The following is a 14,475-nucleotide window of genomic DNA, read 5'->3' as shown; positions in this document are numbered from 1 at the left end:
TTCACACGCGCTCGATCAGCAGCGCGACGCCCTGGCCGACGCCGACGCAGAGGGTCGCCAGGCCGCGCCGGGCGTTTTCGCGTTCGAGGCGGCCCAGCAGCGTCACGACCAGCCGCGCGCCGGAGCAGCCGAGGGGGTGGCCGAGGGCGATCGCGCCGCCGTCGGCGTTGACCGTCGCCTCGTCCAGCTTCAGCCGGCGGATCACGGCGAGGCTCTGGGCGGCGAACGCCTCGTTCAGCTCGACCGCGCCGAGGTCGCCCACCGTCAGCCCGGTGCGGGCGAGCAGCTTCTCCGTCGCCGGGACCGGCCCGAGGCCCATCACGTTCGGCGCGACGCCCGCGCTCGTCCCGGCGACGACCCGCGCCCGCGGGGTCAGGCCGTGGCGGCGGACCGCGTCCTCGCTCGCGAGCACCAGCGCGGCGGCGCCGTCGGACAGCGGCGACGACGAGCCGGCCGTGACGATGCCGTCCTCGCGGAACACCGTCCGCAGCTTGCCGAGCTTCTCCAGGGTCGTGCCGCGCCGCGGTCCCTCGTCGACCGCGAACTCGCCGTCCTTCACCGGCACGGGCACGATTTCGGCCGCGAACCGGCCGGCGTCGATCGCGGCCAGTGCGCGCTGGTGGCTGCGCAGCGCGAACTCGTCGCTCTCCTGCCGGGTCAGGCCGTCCAGCCGGGCGACCTCTTCGGCGGTCTCGCCCATCGGGAGCGTCACCTTGCGCACCTCGGGGCCGGCGCCCGGTTCGACCGCGGCGTCGTGCCGGGCGAACTCGGGGTTGGTGAACCGCCAGCCGAGCGACGTGTCGGACACCTCGCCCGGACGCGCCCACGGCGTCCCCGGCTTGGCCATCACCCACGGCGCCCGGGTCATCGACTCGACTCCGCCGGCGACGACGACGTCCGCCTCCCCCGCCCGGATCGCCTGCGCCGCGGACGCGACCGCGGTCAACCCGCTGGCGCACAACCGGTTCACGGTGTAGCCGGGCACCTCGTCGGGCAGCCCGGCCAGCAGCGCGGCCATCCGCGCGACGTTGCGGTTGTCCTCGCCCGCCTGGTTCGCCGCGCCGAGGACCACCTCGTCGACGGCGTCGCCGGGGACACCGGCGCGGGCGAGGGCGGTGCGCACCACCAGACCGGCGAGGTCGTCGGGGCGGACCCCCGCGAGCGCGCCGCCGTAGCGCCCCTGCGCGGTGCGGACTCCGTCGACCACGAACACTTCGGGCATCTGCGCTCCTCTTGACGTCCAGCCGGGTGCCCACATTATTTACCGGCCATTCGGTCAGTTAGCAAGGGTCGCCGTCCCGGCCGGGAAGCCACGCCGGGTGATCGGCCGGCGGCCGGCCTTGCGAGAATGGCGGCATGGCCGACACCGCGACGAACCGGACCGCCAGGCGCGGCAGGCCCGGGTACGACCTGGAATCCCTGCTGCGGGTGGCGGTTTCGGCGTTCACCGAGCGCGGCTTCGACGGCACCAGCATGGAGGACCTCTCCCGCAAGCTCGGCATCTCGAAGTCGGCGATCTACCACCACGTGCCGAGCAAGGACGAGCTGCTGCGGCTCGCGGTGAACCGCGCGCTGGACGGCCTGTTCGCCGAAGCGGCCGCGCTGGCGGAGTTCGACGGCCGCGCGGTCGACAAGCTCGAGCACCTCGTGCGCGCGAGCGTCGGCGTCCTGATCGAGCAGCTGCCGTTCGTGACGCTGCTGCTGCGCATCCGCGGCAACACCAAGGTGGAGCGCGCGGCGCTGGCCCGCCGCAAGGAGTTCGACCGGATCGTCGCGGACCTGGTGCGCGCGGCCGCCGCCGACGGCGACCTGCGCCCCGACATCGACCCGGACGTCTCCGCGCGGCTGCTGTTCGGCATGGTCAACTCGGTCGCCGAGTGGTACCGCCCCCGCGGCGGCGCCGCGGCCCCGGCCATCGCGGACGCGGTCGTCGCGGTGGCGTTCGACGGCCTGCGCCGTCACAGCTGATCGCGAGGAAACCCCGTTGGCGGACGACGTCCGCTGCTGCTACCGTCCCGGGGGCCGTGCGAGAGACCGAGGAGGTGGTACCCGTGAACCAGACGACATGGGTGCTCCTCTCCGGGGTCACGGTCGGGCGATAGGTCGCCCGGGAGCGCCGTTCGGCAGCACTCCCGGAAGGCACGGCCATGCACTTCACTTCGGAACAACGCCTCGGCGACGGCGTCCTCGAGCACGGCTTCACCCTCGGCGACGTCCCCGGCATCCTGTGGACGCCCGAGTCCGCGCCCGGACCGGTCCCGCTGATCCTGCTCGGCCACCCCGGCGGGCTGGACCGGATGCACCCGCGGCTGGCGGCCCGCGCCCGGCACTCGGTCGCCGACGGCTACGCGGCCGCGACCATCGAGCTGCCCGGCAGCGGCGGCCGGCCCCGGCTGGCCGGCGTCGACGAGGCCCGCGCCGACCTGCGCCGAGCGCTCGCGGCCGGCGAACCGGTCGGCGACGACGTCGTTGACCGGCTCATCCTCCCGCTGGTCGAGCAGGCGGTCCCGGAATGGCGGGCCGCGCTGGACGCCCTCCTCGCGCTCCCCGGGATCGACGGCCCGGTCGGGTTCGCGGGCGGCGTGATCGCCATCGCCGTGCGGCTGGCGCTGGTCGAGCCGCGCGTCGCGGCCGCGGTTCTGTTCGCCGGCAGCTACGTGCCGCGCCGCACGTTCGACGAGGCCCGGCAGGTCACCACTCCCCTGCTGGTCCAGCTGCAGTGGGACGACGAAGGCAACGACCGGCAGGCGGCGCTGGACCTGTTCGACGCCTTCGGCACCAAGGAAAAGACGTTGCACGCCAACACCGGCGGGCACACCGGCGTCCCGGGGTTCGAGGGCGATGACGGGAGCCGGTTCTTCGCCCGGCACCTGAAGTGAGCCGGGGACGCCAGGCCGGTCACCGCCGGCCTGGCGTCCCGGACCTCGTCAGAACCCGGGGAAGACCCGGCGCAGCTCGTCGAGCGTGACGCTCCCCTCGACCCGGACACCCTTGTCGTACGGCGCCTTCAGCCGGCCGCTGAGCAACCGGATGAACGCCTCCGCGGGGCCGTCGAACGTCGCGGACGGCGCTTCGAGGTGGGACACCACCGTCACCGCGTCGTCGATCACCAGGCCACCGCCGGGGACGGCGACCGAAACGGGGTTCGCCAGTTCGGCGGGCTTGGCCAGGAAGCTCAGCATGAAGCCCACCGGCCCGGCGAGCAGCTCGAGCAGCACGGCGGCCGAGCCGTCGGCCACCCCGGCGTCCGGGTCCAGGGCGACGCGCACGTCCCACGAGTGGTTGGCCACTTCGCTGAGCCGCATGCCCAGCGCGGTCACCAGCGGCACCGGCTCGGGCAGGAAGCCGAGGTCGACGGTCAGCGACGACCGCTGCTCCGGCGTGAGCGCCTCGACGGTCTCGAGCCAGCGGCTGTTGTGCTCCAGGAAACCCTCGGCCTGCGCGCGCGGAGAGGAGGAGTCCCAGCGGGCCCAGATCGTCTGGTTGTCTTCGACGGCCACGGTTTCCCCGGCCGCGCGCAGGATCGGCGCGCGGCCGATCTCGGCACCGCTGCCGAGGTGCGACAGCGCCTGCGCGACGGTCCAGTCCGCGGCACCGCTGGTCCGGGCCAGCTGCTCGTCGGTGAGGGTGCGGGTGAGCCCGGCGAGCACGTCGTGCTCGGCGCGGAGGGCGGCGATCGTGCGATCCACGAGTTGGTCCATGTCGTGGTCAACTCCCGGACCCCCGTGAGTGTTCCGGTGATCACCGCGCGCGATGTGCCGACCACCACCTTTGCAGTTAGGTAAGCCTGACCTTATTGTTCTCGCGTGTCCCCAGTCCCCCACCACGCCGGTGTCGACGCCCGCGAGGTCGACGTCGCCTACGGCAGCGACGTCGTCGTGCGCGCCGCGTCCCTTTCCCTGCAGGCCGGCCGCGTGACCGCGCTGATCGGGCCGAACGGGAGCGGGAAGTCGACCCTGCTGCGCGCGCTGGCCCGGCTGCACCCGCCGGTCGCCGGCGCGGTGACCTTCGCCGACGGCGCGGACCTGCGCGCACTGTCCGGAAAGGACATCGCCAAGCGGATCACCTTGCTGTCGCAGCAGCGGACCGCGCCGGGCGGCGTGTGCGTCCGCGAGCTCGTCGAGTTCGGCAGGCACCCGCACCGGTCCCGCTGGGGCGGCCGCGACCCCGAAGGGCCGGCCGCCGTCGAGCGCGCGCTGGAGCTGACCGGGCTGGCCGCCCTCGCCGACCGGCCGGTGCAGGCCCTGTCCGGCGGGCAGGCGCAGCGGGTGTGGCTCGCGAGCTGCCTGGCCCAGGACACCGCGCTGCTGCTGCTCGACGAACCCACGACCTTCCTCGACCTGCGGTACCAGGTGGAGATCCTCGACGTCGTCCGCGACCTCGCCGACCACCACGGCGTCGGGGTCGGCGTGGTGCTGCACGACCTCGACCAGGCCGCGGCGGTCGCCGACCGGGTGCTCCTGCTGGAGGGCGGCCGCGTCACCGCCGAAGGCACCCCCGCCGACGTGCTGACCTCGGCGAACCTCAGCCGGGCCTACGGCATCCGCGTCGACGTCACGCGGGACCCGGCCGACGGGCGGATCCACGCCCGCGCGGTCGGCCGCTTCAACGACGCGGCAGCGCGAACCGCGTCGGTCTGACCCATCGAAACAGGAGAACCATGCGCATCACCCGGATGATCCTCGGCCTGACCGCGGCCGCGACGGTCTTCGTGGCCGGTTGCGGCACCACCGAGGAGCCCGCCGGCGGCACCGCCGCCACCCCGAGCACCGCCGGCCCGGTCACGGTCGTCGACTCGCGCGGCAAGGAGGTGAAGCTGCCCCACCCGGCCAAGCGCGTCGCGGCGACCGAGTGGAACGCCGTCGAGCACCTCGTCTCGCTCGGCGTCATGCCGGTCGGCGTGTCCGACATCAAGGGCTACGGCCAGTGGGTCAGCGCCGAGAAGCTCGACGGCACGCCGAAGGACATCGGCACCCGCGGCGAACCGAGCCTCGACACGCTGGGCTCGCTGGGGCTGGACCTGGTGATCGTCACCGACAGCGTGACCGAGGGCGCGCTCGAACAGATCGAGGCGAAGGTCCCGGTCATCGTCATCAACGGCGGCAACGCGAAGGACCCGATCGCCGGGATGTTCGCGGGCCTGGACGTGATCGCGAAGGCGACCGGCACCGAGGCCAAGGCCGCGCAGCTGAAGGCCGAGTTCGAGCAGAAGCTCACGTCGGCCAAGGCCGAGGTGGAGAAGCTGGGCGCCGCCGGCCAGCAGGTCGCGTTCTCCGACGCCTACGTCACCTCCGGCTCGGTCAGCATCCGCCCCTACACCAAGGGCGCGCTCGTGTCCGCGGTGTTCGCCAGGCTCGGCCTCCAGACCGCGTGGCCGATGGACGGCGACCCGGTCTACGGGCTCGGGCAGGCCGACGTCGAAGGCCTGACCAAGCTGCCCGACGTCCGGTTCTGGTACATGGCCAACAACGCCGACGGCGACCCCTACCGGCAGGAGCTGGCGAACAACGCGATCTGGCAGAACCTCCCGTTCGTCAAGAGCGGCAAGGTGCACCGCTTCCCGGACTCCCTCTGGATGTTCGGCGGCCCCAAGTCCATGGCGCAGTTCGCCGACGCGGCCGTCGCCGCGCTCAAGGGGTGACCACCCTGACCGAGCCCCGCCCGCCCGCGATCCGGCGACGCGGGCGGGCGGCGCTGCTCGCCATCGGCCTCGCCGTCCTGGTCGCGGCGGGTTCGGCGGTGCACCTCACGCAGGGCACGGCGAACGTGCACGCGCTGGACGTGCTGCGGCTGGTGTTCGGCGCCGCGACCGGCGACACGACCGCGGTGGTCGTCGAGTCGCGGCTGCCGCGGCTGCTCGCGGCGCTGGTCGTCGGGGGCGCCCTCGGCGTGTCCGGCGCGGTGCTGCAGTCGGTGTCCCGCAACGTCTTGGCGTCCCCCGACACGCTGGCCGTCAACGCCGGCGCGCACCTCGCCGTCGTCGCCGTCGCGGCGTTCGGCGTCTCGCTGCCGCTGCTCGGCGCGACCGGCGTCGCGTTCGGGGGCGGACTGGCCGCGGCCGTGTTCGTGCTCGCGCTGTCCGGCACCGGCGGCAGCGGGATCGTGCGGCTGGTGCTGGCCGGCACCGCGATCTCGCTGGCCCTGATCTCGGTCACCCAGGTGCTGTTGCTGCTCTACGCCCAGGAAACCCGCGGCCTGTTCGCGTGGGGCGAGGGATCGCTGGAGCAGAACGGGCTCGCCGGGGTCCGCACCCTCGGCCCGGTGATCGGCGTGGCGGTCCTCGCGCTGCTCGCCATGACGCGGCGGCTCGACCTCGTCCACGTCGGCGACGACCACGCCCGGACGCTGGGCGTCCACGTCGGCCGGGTCCGCTTCGCCGCGATCGGGCTGGCGGTGCTGCTGGCCGCCTCGGCCGTCACCCTGGCCGGCCCCATCGGGTTCGTCGGACTCGCCGCGCCGGCACTGGCCCGGCTGCTCGCGCCGGTGGTGCCGGGCCTGCACCGGCACGCCGCCCTGCTCCCGTTCGCCGCGGCCCTGGGCGCGGCCCTCCTGCTGGGCGCCGACGTGCTGCTCCGCGCGATCGCCGGCCCGCAGCGCGCGCTGGAGGTCCCGACGGGCGTCGTGACGACGATCCTCGGCGCGCTCTTCCTCGTGGTGCTGGCGCGCACCGCCCGGATCACGTCGACCGCCGAACCACCCGCGGCCGGCTCGCGAAGCGGCGTCAGCACGGTCCGGTACGGCGTCATCCTGGGCGTGCTGGCGCTGGTGACGGTCGGCGTCGCGGTCGGGGCGGTCCTGCTCGGGGACGCGAAGCTGCTGCTGGGCGACGTAGTCAACTGGGTGGCGGGCCAGGCGGGCCCGATCGTCACCGGCGTGCTGGACACCCGCGTCCCCCGCGTGGTGGCCGCGCTGCTGGCGGGCGCGGCACTGGCGCTCGGCGGCGCGCTCACCCAGGCGGTCGCCCGCAACCCGCTGGCCGAACCGGGCATGATCGGCGTCGTCGGCGGCGCGGGCCTCGGCGCGGTCGCCGTGATCACGCTGGTCTCCGGCGTCGGGTTCTGGACCCTGACCGGGTTCGCGGGCCTGGGCGCGGCACTGGCGATGGGCGTGGTCTTCGCCGTGGCGGCGAAGGGCGGCTTCAGCAGCGAACGCCTGGTGCTCATCGGTTTCGGCGTGTACGCGGCGTCGCAGGCATTGGTGACGTTGCTGATCACCCTGTCCGACCCGTGGAACGAGACCAAGGCGCTGACCTGGCTGGGCGGTTCGACGTACGGCCGGACCTTCACCCACCTGGTGCCGATGGCGCTGGCGCTGCTGCTGGTGGCGCCGGTGCTCTTCCGCATGCGCCGCGAGCTCGACCTGCTGGCGCTGGACGAAGAGACGCCCCGGGTGCTGGGCGTGCCGATCGCGCCCTCCCGGCTGCTGCTGCTTTCGTGCGCCGTGCTGCTGACCGGCGCGGCGGTCGCGGGGATCGGCGTGCTCACGTTCGTCGGCCTGGTCGCCCCGCACGCGGCCCGCGCGATCGTGGGCAGCAGGCACGCCCGCCTGCTGCCCGCGGCGGCGCTGCTGGGCGCGACCCTGGTCTGCGCGGCGGACACGATCGGCCGCACGGTCATCGCCCCCGCCCAGCTCCCGGCCGGCCTGATGACGGCGATCATCGGCGCGCCCTACTTCGTGTGGCTGCTGTACCGGCACCGCCGAGGCGCGAGCGGCTAAACCGCAGGGACGCCAAGAGCGTGTGCGGCTCCGACACCCCGGGACCGGCGCCCCGTGACCACCGGCACGGCCGCCGCCTCGCCGGTGTGCTCCGGCACCGCGCCCGCACGGTCCGCTGGTGATGCCCTGCGCCTGAACGCCCTGCGGCCGGCTTCGCCGACGTCTTGAATGACTCATTCAGGTCTTCGGAGGTCCTGAATGGGTCATTCAAGACACCGCAGGGCCGCCCGGCCCCTCGGGCTCAGCAGCTGATGTACGGCGAGAGCCAGTCTCCCCAGTCGCAGGCGGAACCGTCGCTGGCGTCGTCCACCGCCAGCGCCAGCACCTGCACACCCGTCACCGGCACCACGAGGTGCTGCGCCGCATCGCCGTGGCGCATGTTCCCCGTCGCCTCCAGCTCCACCCCGTCGCCGAGCACGCGGAAGCCGAGGGTGCCGTCCGGGCCGCGGTCGTCGACACCCACCGTCGCCGTGAACTGCCTGCACTTGCCGCCCAGGTAGTAGCGGACCACCGACGGGGCGTGCGCGCCCAGGCCGCCGTGGGTGTCGGTCTTGCCGTTGATCGTGAGCGGGTGGCCGTTGTCCGTGCTGTCGCGCTCGACCGGGCCGAGGCCGTTCTCCGTCGAGATCCACGGCTGCGTGTTCAGCAACCCGTTGGTGGACGGCTGATCCGGCGCGAGCAGCAACGGCGCCTCCGCCGACGCCGTCGTGGTGCGCGTTCCTTGCGCCGTCGCATAAGCCACGGACACCGGCATCTTGAACGGCTGGGTGGCGGTCGAAACCGGGTGCAGGGTCACCGGGAACGCCCACGTCGCACCGGGTTCGACGGCCGGGGTCGTCGCTTCCGCCGCGCCGTCGAACTGCCACTCCGCCGGTGCGGTCAGCTGGAGGTGGGCGCCGGTGACCGGGGTCGAGCCGGTGTTGGTGAACCTCACCGTCGCGGTCACCGGCTGGGACGGCGGCACCGAGTCGGGCAGCTCCACCGTCAGCGACGTCCTCGGCGCGGCGGCCGCGGAAACCGGCCACACGCGCAGCACGGTGGCGGCGTGCCGGCCGACGGTGCCGCCGAGCGCGCCGGTCGTCTCCGTCTCGTCGCCGGTCCACAGGTCGCGCACGCGGTAGCCGGGCGCGGCCGGGAGACCGGCGTCGGCCACCGACGTGCTGATCGGAGCGGCCAGCTCGCCGCGGTTGAACAGCACCAGCACGGCCGAGCCGTCGGACATCGGCTTGGTCCACACCTCGGTCCAGCCGGTGTCGCGGACCTTGTGCCCGCCGACCCCGGCCCAGTCCCGGTCGACGGCGATGATGTCGGGGTTGTTCAGCTCGGCGACCGGGAGCGTGACGTCGGCCGCCAGCGCCATGTCCGTCACCAGCGGCGCGTTGAGCACCGCCCACAGCCCGAGCTTGGCCTGGCGCTCGGCGGTGTCGAGGTAGCTGAAGGTGAACGAGCCCGGCATGTTCCACCCGCCGGGGCCGGTGTAGCCGGCCAGCCCGTACTGCCGGTCCAGGCTGCCCGCGGAGTAGCCGAAGTTGAACGTCGAGTTCGTGTACGTGCGCCAGACCTGCGCGCCCGCCGCCCGCGCCCACAGCCACGGGCTCTGGTTGCGGTCGTAGTCGTCGACCTCGAGGGTGATCGGCCGTCCGGTGCCCTTGAGTGCGTCCGCCATCTTCTTCACGCGGGCGGGCGCGTCGCCGTTGACGCTGTAGCAGGTGTCGTAGCGCAGGTAATCCGCGCCCCACGCGGCGAAGGTCTGCGCGTCGAGGTCTTCGTGGTCGAGCGAACCCGCCGCCTGGCCGCTGCAGGTCTTCGCGCCGGTGCCGCTGTAGAAGCCGATCTTGAGCCCGCGCGAATGCACGTAGTCCACCAGCGCCGGGACACCGGACGGGAACGACGCGCGGGCGGTCAGCCTGCCCTCGGCGTCGCGCTGGGCCGCCTGCCAGCAGTCGCCGAGCATGACGTACTCGTACCCGGCGTCCCGCAGCCCGGAGGCGACCAGCTGGTCGACCGCGGCTTTCACGACGTCCTCGCTGTACTGGTAGACGCAGTAGGGACTCCCGGTCGCCCAGGTGATCCCCAGCGGGGGTCTTTCCCCCGGCACGGGATCGGGCGACGGATCGGCCGCCGCGGGAACGGCGGTGGCGACCAGGAAAAGGGCGCAGAGCAGCACGGAAAGACGTCGCATGGTTCCCCCTCCAGGACCGGGCAAGACTCCCAGGATCGCGTCAGTGCGCGACGGAGGTCAAGGGCGGCAAAAATGCCCTGCCCGAACAGCCCAGGTCGCCGCGAACCCGCGCTCACAAGTCCTCGGGGCCACCTTCGACCGTGTGGCGCGCAATCGCGACGGTTTGCCCCTGCCCCCCAGAACCCCGAACCGTTATGTAGATGATGAGTTCGTCGCGCTCGAAGAGTTCGCCCTGCGGCCCCGGCGAAATGGCGAATGAGTACTTGCCAGAGCCCTCATACCCCGAACCATGCTCGACGAAGTTGTCGAGCGACGCCAAAAAACTGCTTCTCTCGTCCACCTGAACTCGCACCCGGAAGGCAGACGCCGACAGTCCGCTTACGCCAAAACCACTTTGATCGGTAACGGAGACGGCAACGAGAATCATTTGACGGAATTCAGTGGAGCCGTAGACACTGCTCCACTGGATAACCGCGGCCACGATCAACCTGCCCATATCTCCATCCGTCCACGCGTAAGCTTCGGGCAATCCCGCGCGTAGCAATGGTACTACCGATGTCCAACCGGGGCAGGCTCAAGATCACTGACCAGCCGCGCAGCCCTCACAGCTCGCCGAGATCGAGAACAGCGACTCCGATGGACAGCCCAAGGCACAGCGCTTGACTGTCGACGTCGAGCGCGAGAACCCGGTGATGCATCGGAATTGCCAGCAAACATGAACCTGTTGTCAGATCCCACAGCCGAACCATCTGATCATCACCTGCGCTTGCGAGCAGGTCGCGTCCTCGATGCACGAAGGAGTCAACAGCATTGACCGCAGCTTCGTGACCGCCGAGGACCATCCGCTGCTCGCCCGTCACGAGATCCCAGAGCCGAACCGTCTCATCAGCGCCGGCGCTCGCAAGGAAACGGCCACCAGCCCCCTCATACACACAAACACCATTCACCCCCGACTCATGCCCCCCGAGAACCATCCGCTGCTCCCCCACCGCAAGGTCCCACAGCCGAACCGTCCCATCAGCACCAGCACTCGCAAGAAAACGGCCACCAGCCCCCTCATACACACAAACACCATTCACCCCCGACTCATGCCCGCCAAGAACCATCCGCTGCTCCCCCGTCACGGCATTCCACACGGAAATCGTGCCGCTCCCGCTCGCCGAGACGACAGAATCCTCGCCCCCACGGCCCGGGACCCGGCAGACACCTCGCACCCACCCCTGGAAGCCTTCGAACTTCATCCGCTGCGAACCGTCCACCGGGTTCCACAAGCGAACCGTCTGATCATCGCTGCCACTCGCCAGCAGTGTCTCGCCGGAAGGCAACGCGACGGAGCACACCCCTCTCGCCCATCCTTGGTGCCCGGACAGCACATGAAGTTGCCGCCCGCTCGCGCAGTCCCACACCCGCACCGTTTGGTCGTCGCCGGCACTCGCGATCAGCTCTCGTCCGGCGACAGTGAGGGAGCAGACGGCCCTGACCCACCCACGATGTCCTTCCAGGACCGCGAGCTGCTCACCACCGCGCAAGTCCCAAAGGCGTACGGTTCCGTCGGAACTCGCGCTGGCAACAATGGGAAGACCGTTCCTTGACGCGAAACAAACCGCACGAACCCAGCCTTGGTGACCTTCCAAGACCATCCGCTGCTCGCCGCTCACCGCATCCCAGATGCGCACCGTCTGATCGTCGCCACCGGTTGCGAAGACCGGGGCCTGCTGATCCGCGGAAGCACAGACACCACGCACCCAACCAGCGTGACCGGCCAGAACGGCACGCTGACGCGCACCCGCCGGGTCCCAGATCCGGACCGTCTGATCGGAACTGGCACTGGCAAGCAGCACTTCTCCGTCGCTCAGCACGAGCGAGCACAAGCTGCTCACTCGCCCTTCATGGCCCTCGAGGACAGCGACCGGCTGTCCAGTCGTGGGGTTCCAGATGCGAACTGTCCGGTCATCTCCGCCGCTGGCCACCAGGTGCTCGCCATCGACGGGTACCGAGCACACCCCCCGGACCCACCCTTCATGGCCATGCAGGGCCGCCACTTGCCGCTCAGCCACCGGATCCCACACGTAGACAACCTGGTCGGCGCCAGCACTCGCGATGAGCTCCTTGCCTTCCCCCACCGGCACGGAGCAAACACCGTTCACCGCGCCTTGGTGCCCGGAGCCGCCGCCAGCGCCTCCTCCGGAACCTTCGCGAGCCTGCACCCAGCGTGCGACATACGGCGCCCCGGGCTCACGTGCCGAGAATTCCGTGCGCAGATGCTCAACCGCGTTCGTGACGCTGAAGAGAGCGGCACGTTCGTGGCTCGCCGCCGAGGCGGCCTCCTGAGTCAGCCCGAGCAGTTGAGCCCGGCGCCTCATCCTGCCCGCTCGTGCGCCGCCACTCGCCTGGATCAACCGCCAGATATCCACGTGGAGCAGGTAGTTATCGTCCGCGAGAAGGTCGTCGATCACACCTCCGGCGGCCGCGTGCTGCGGAAGCGACCGCAGCAGGTACCGCGGCGCGTTCGCCCATCCCAGCTGCCGCCCACGGGCAGCCAGTTTTTCCGCGATCGCGCGTTCGTCGACGTTTTTCGGCGTCGTCCGCTTACGCATCATCAACAGCGTCTCGTTGAGAGCCTGGTGGAACAGCCGGAACGACGGGTCGTCCTCGCCGACGCTGGATTCCACCAAGAAGTTCGCCGCGGAAGACCGTGCGAATTTCCTGAGCGAACGCTCGCTCACCGTTGTCGCGAACAGCGCCTCGACGACCGCGCTCCAGCTCATGATCGTCAATCCGGGAGCCTCCGCGAAGGCCAGGGCGGAAAGTAGATCCGAGGCGCTGACCCCGTCGACGTCGGCCACCCGCCCCAGGTAGCCACCGAGTGCCGACTCGACGGTCTGGTTGACTGATATGTCATTCGGCGCCACGGCACGCCTGTCGTACAAGCCATGGCTGCGCGCGATCAGTCCCGCGATGAGGAAGTTCGTTCCAGCGAGCTCGGCGATCCGTTCGGCAACCGGAGTGGCAACACTTTCGTCGGCATAGGGTCCATCGATTCGCTCATCACCCTCGAGCCGGAGGCAGGCCAGCGCGTACGAGACCAAGTCGCGTTGCTCGAAGTAGGCGTCACTGTCGAGGTCGATCACGGCAGCCGCATTGCCGAGAGCGTCGATCAAGGAGCCGTCTTCATCGCTTCCCCGAGTCCCGATCACCACTTGGACTCCACTGGCCGCACATGTTTGCGACAGCGGGAGAATCACATCTCTGAGCACAGCCCGCGCCTGCTCCGGGCTCGCCGCCTCGTCAAGGGCGTCGATGATCACGTTGAACCGTGGTCTGCCCCTGGAATCGAGGACATCGCTCAACGCGGGCGCGAGGTCCGTCGCAGCTCCCGGGAGTGCCGCCGCGGCAGCCCGGGCGATTTCCGTCGCAACCTCCAGCGCTGATTTTCCTTTTGCGTGAACAGCACACGCAACCGACCCCGGCGGCACCCGGAGCGCGTCGTCGGAAACCGGCAGGCTTTCGCTGGTCTGCCGATCCGAAGTCGTGATGACCCTCCCGAGAACCGCGGATTTTCCCACTCCTGGCGAACCGGTTACGACGAGTACCCGCCGGTCCGGGGCAGGCCGGCCGAGCCATCGGGAAATCGTCGACAGCGCAGCTGTCCGACCGCGGAATCGGTAGCCCTTCTCGCTGTCGATGCTGACACCGCGCGCTCGCGGTCGCCAATGTCGCACACCTTCCGGATCGGACGCCAGGCTCCACCCCCACGCCGCCATGGCCATGTCGCCGGCGACGCCCGCGGACCAAGCGGAAAGTTCCGAGATCCCCCTGCCCGGAAAGATCTTGTCCACCTGCAGGAGGGTGAGCGCACGGCCATCGCCGTTCGCGTGCGCTTGGCCGACCAGCCCGACGACCGCGTCGTAGTCCGGCGACCACAGCCCGCCGCCGCTGAAGCCCGGACGCACCAGGTACCGGGAAGCCGTATCAATCCGGATCCACCCGTACCCCAGCGCCGAGCCGACTTTCCCGAACGCGCTGTCCCCGTACGGATCGCCTTCCGGAAACCCGAAGGCCCACCAGTTCGTATCGACCAGATCCGACGATCGAGCACAGCGCAATCGGGCCGCCTCGACGCCGGCGGGAACCGCTTTTTCGAGCTCGAGCAAGGCAACGTCCTGCATGCTGTCCCGACCGGTCTCGACTTTCAAGACCCGTCGACGCGAAGCACTCTCAGAAGTATCCAGGCGCGGGAAGGCGACCCAAATTTCCGACGACTCGGGGAAACGACTGCCGAGAACGACGTGCGCGCAAGTGAGAACCCGACGTTCGTCGATGACCACACCCGAGCCGATCGGATTGAAATCCGTTTCCGACGTGTGAATTGCCGCAACCCAGGTGTCGGTTACCGGCCCCGGACGCGACGAATTACCAGCGTTCACGCCAATTCCCGTTCATCCGCATCCTCCTGCCGTCTGCGAGGATTGTACTACCAAGTATTCCGCAACGCCAGACAATTCCTTGATGCCACTCATGCTAAGCTGTCGCAAGCGCGACCGACCTGGTCGGTGCACACAGAGGGGAGGGTTCGC

The 14,475-nt window shown here is 70.9% G+C and carries 10 protein-coding genes; 5 read left to right on the top strand and 5 right to left on the bottom strand.

Annotated elements, in window-relative coordinates:
- Position 1: 1 nt before the first annotated feature.
- Entirely contained in the window at positions 2-1,222 is a 1,221-nt protein-coding gene (locus EIY87_RS35270; RefSeq protein WP_125314219.1) for a thiolase family protein, read from the bottom strand.
- Positions 1,223-1,356: 134 nt separating this feature from the next.
- On the opposite strand from EIY87_RS35270, the gene EIY87_RS35265 reads away from it, so the two are divergent.
- Together EIY87_RS35265 and EIY87_RS35255 are read left to right on the top strand one after the other, a co-directional pair.
- A complete protein-coding gene (locus tag EIY87_RS35265; RefSeq protein WP_125314218.1) occupies positions 1,357-1,968 on the top strand; it encodes a TetR/AcrR family transcriptional regulator in 612 nt (203 codons plus the stop codon).
- Between the two features lie 179 nt (positions 1,969-2,147).
- Positions 2,148-2,879 carry a dienelactone hydrolase family protein gene (locus tag EIY87_RS35255; protein WP_125314217.1) on the top strand — a complete coding sequence of 244 codons (732 nt, stop codon included), beginning with the start codon at positions 2,148-2,150 and terminating at the stop codon, positions 2,877-2,879.
- A gap of 48 nt (positions 2,880-2,927) precedes the next feature.
- Here EIY87_RS35255 and EIY87_RS35250 read toward each other — a convergent pair whose 3' ends face one another.
- Positions 2,928-3,701, bottom strand: coding sequence for a maleylpyruvate isomerase family mycothiol-dependent enzyme (locus EIY87_RS35250; protein WP_125314216.1), 774 nt, complete (start codon positions 3,699-3,701; stop codon positions 2,928-2,930).
- A gap of 105 nt (positions 3,702-3,806) precedes the next feature.
- Here EIY87_RS35250 and EIY87_RS35245 point away from each other — a divergent pair, with 105 nt between their 5' ends.
- The 3 genes from EIY87_RS35245 to EIY87_RS35235 are packed head-to-tail and all read left to right on the top strand — an operon-like array spanning position 3,807 to position 7,716.
- Positions 3,807-4,640, top strand: a complete 834-nt coding sequence (locus tag EIY87_RS35245; RefSeq protein WP_125314215.1) for an ABC transporter ATP-binding protein — start codon at positions 3,807-3,809, stop codon at positions 4,638-4,640.
- A gap of 20 nt (positions 4,641-4,660) precedes the next feature.
- Complete coding sequence (locus EIY87_RS35240; protein WP_125314214.1) at positions 4,661-5,641, top strand: ABC transporter substrate-binding protein; 981 nt, start codon at positions 4,661-4,663, stop codon at positions 5,639-5,641.
- Positions 5,638-7,716, top strand: coding sequence for an iron ABC transporter permease (locus tag EIY87_RS35235; RefSeq protein ID WP_125314213.1), 2,079 nt, complete (start codon positions 5,638-5,640; stop codon positions 7,714-7,716). The genes EIY87_RS35240 and EIY87_RS35235 overlap by 4 nt, the downstream gene beginning before the upstream one ends.
- 241 nt (positions 7,717-7,957) lie before the next feature.
- Here EIY87_RS35235 and EIY87_RS35230 read toward each other — a convergent pair whose 3' ends face one another.
- The 3 genes from EIY87_RS35230 to EIY87_RS35220 all read right to left on the bottom strand — a co-directional run bounded on the left by EIY87_RS35230 (position 7,958) and on the right by EIY87_RS35220 (position 14,325).
- Positions 7,958-9,898 carry an NPCBM/NEW2 domain-containing protein gene (locus tag EIY87_RS35230; protein ID WP_125314212.1) on the bottom strand — a complete coding sequence of 647 codons (1,941 nt, stop codon included), beginning with the start codon at positions 9,896-9,898 and terminating at the stop codon, positions 7,958-7,960.
- Positions 9,899-10,010: 112 nt separating this feature from the next.
- Positions 10,011-10,394: a hypothetical protein gene (locus EIY87_RS35225; RefSeq protein ID WP_125314211.1), complete on the bottom strand. Its 384-nt coding sequence runs from the start codon at positions 10,392-10,394 to the stop codon at positions 10,011-10,013.
- Between the two features lie 106 nt (positions 10,395-10,500).
- Positions 10,501-14,325 (bottom strand): trypsin-like peptidase domain-containing protein, encoded by a 3,825-nt coding sequence (locus tag EIY87_RS35220; RefSeq protein WP_125314210.1) that lies wholly within the window; start codon positions 14,323-14,325, stop codon positions 10,501-10,503.
- Positions 14,326-14,475: the final 150 nt, after the last annotated feature.

Source organism: Amycolatopsis eburnea (genome assembly GCF_003937945.1).
Taxonomy (GTDB): Bacteria; Actinomycetota; Actinomycetes; order Mycobacteriales; family Pseudonocardiaceae; genus Amycolatopsis; species Amycolatopsis eburnea.
This window is presented reverse-complemented; position numbering and strand designations above follow the sequence as displayed.

Excerpts from the sequence above, each read along its gene's own strand:
- EIY87_RS35270 (WP_125314219.1), bottom strand. The coding sequence starts at position 1,222 with ATGCCCGAAGTGTTCGTGGTCGACGGAGTCCGCACCGCGCAGGGGCGC.
- EIY87_RS35265 (WP_125314218.1), top strand. The coding sequence starts at position 1,357 with ATGGCCGACACCGCGACGAACCGGACCGCCAGGCGCGGCAGGCCCGGG.
- EIY87_RS35255 (WP_125314217.1), top strand. The coding sequence starts at position 2,148 with ATGCACTTCACTTCGGAACAACGCCTCGGCGACGGCGTCCTCGAGCAC.
- EIY87_RS35250 (WP_125314216.1), bottom strand. The coding sequence starts at position 3,701 with ATGGACCAACTCGTGGATCGCACGATCGCCGCCCTCCGCGCCGAGCAC.
- EIY87_RS35240 (WP_125314214.1), top strand. The coding sequence starts at position 4,661 with ATGCGCATCACCCGGATGATCCTCGGCCTGACCGCGGCCGCGACGGTC.
- EIY87_RS35230 (WP_125314212.1), bottom strand. The coding sequence starts at position 9,898 with ATGCGACGTCTTTCCGTGCTGCTCTGCGCCCTTTTCCTGGTCGCCACC.
- EIY87_RS35225 (WP_125314211.1), bottom strand. The coding sequence starts at position 10,394 with ATGGGCAGGTTGATCGTGGCCGCGGTTATCCAGTGGAGCAGTGTCTAC.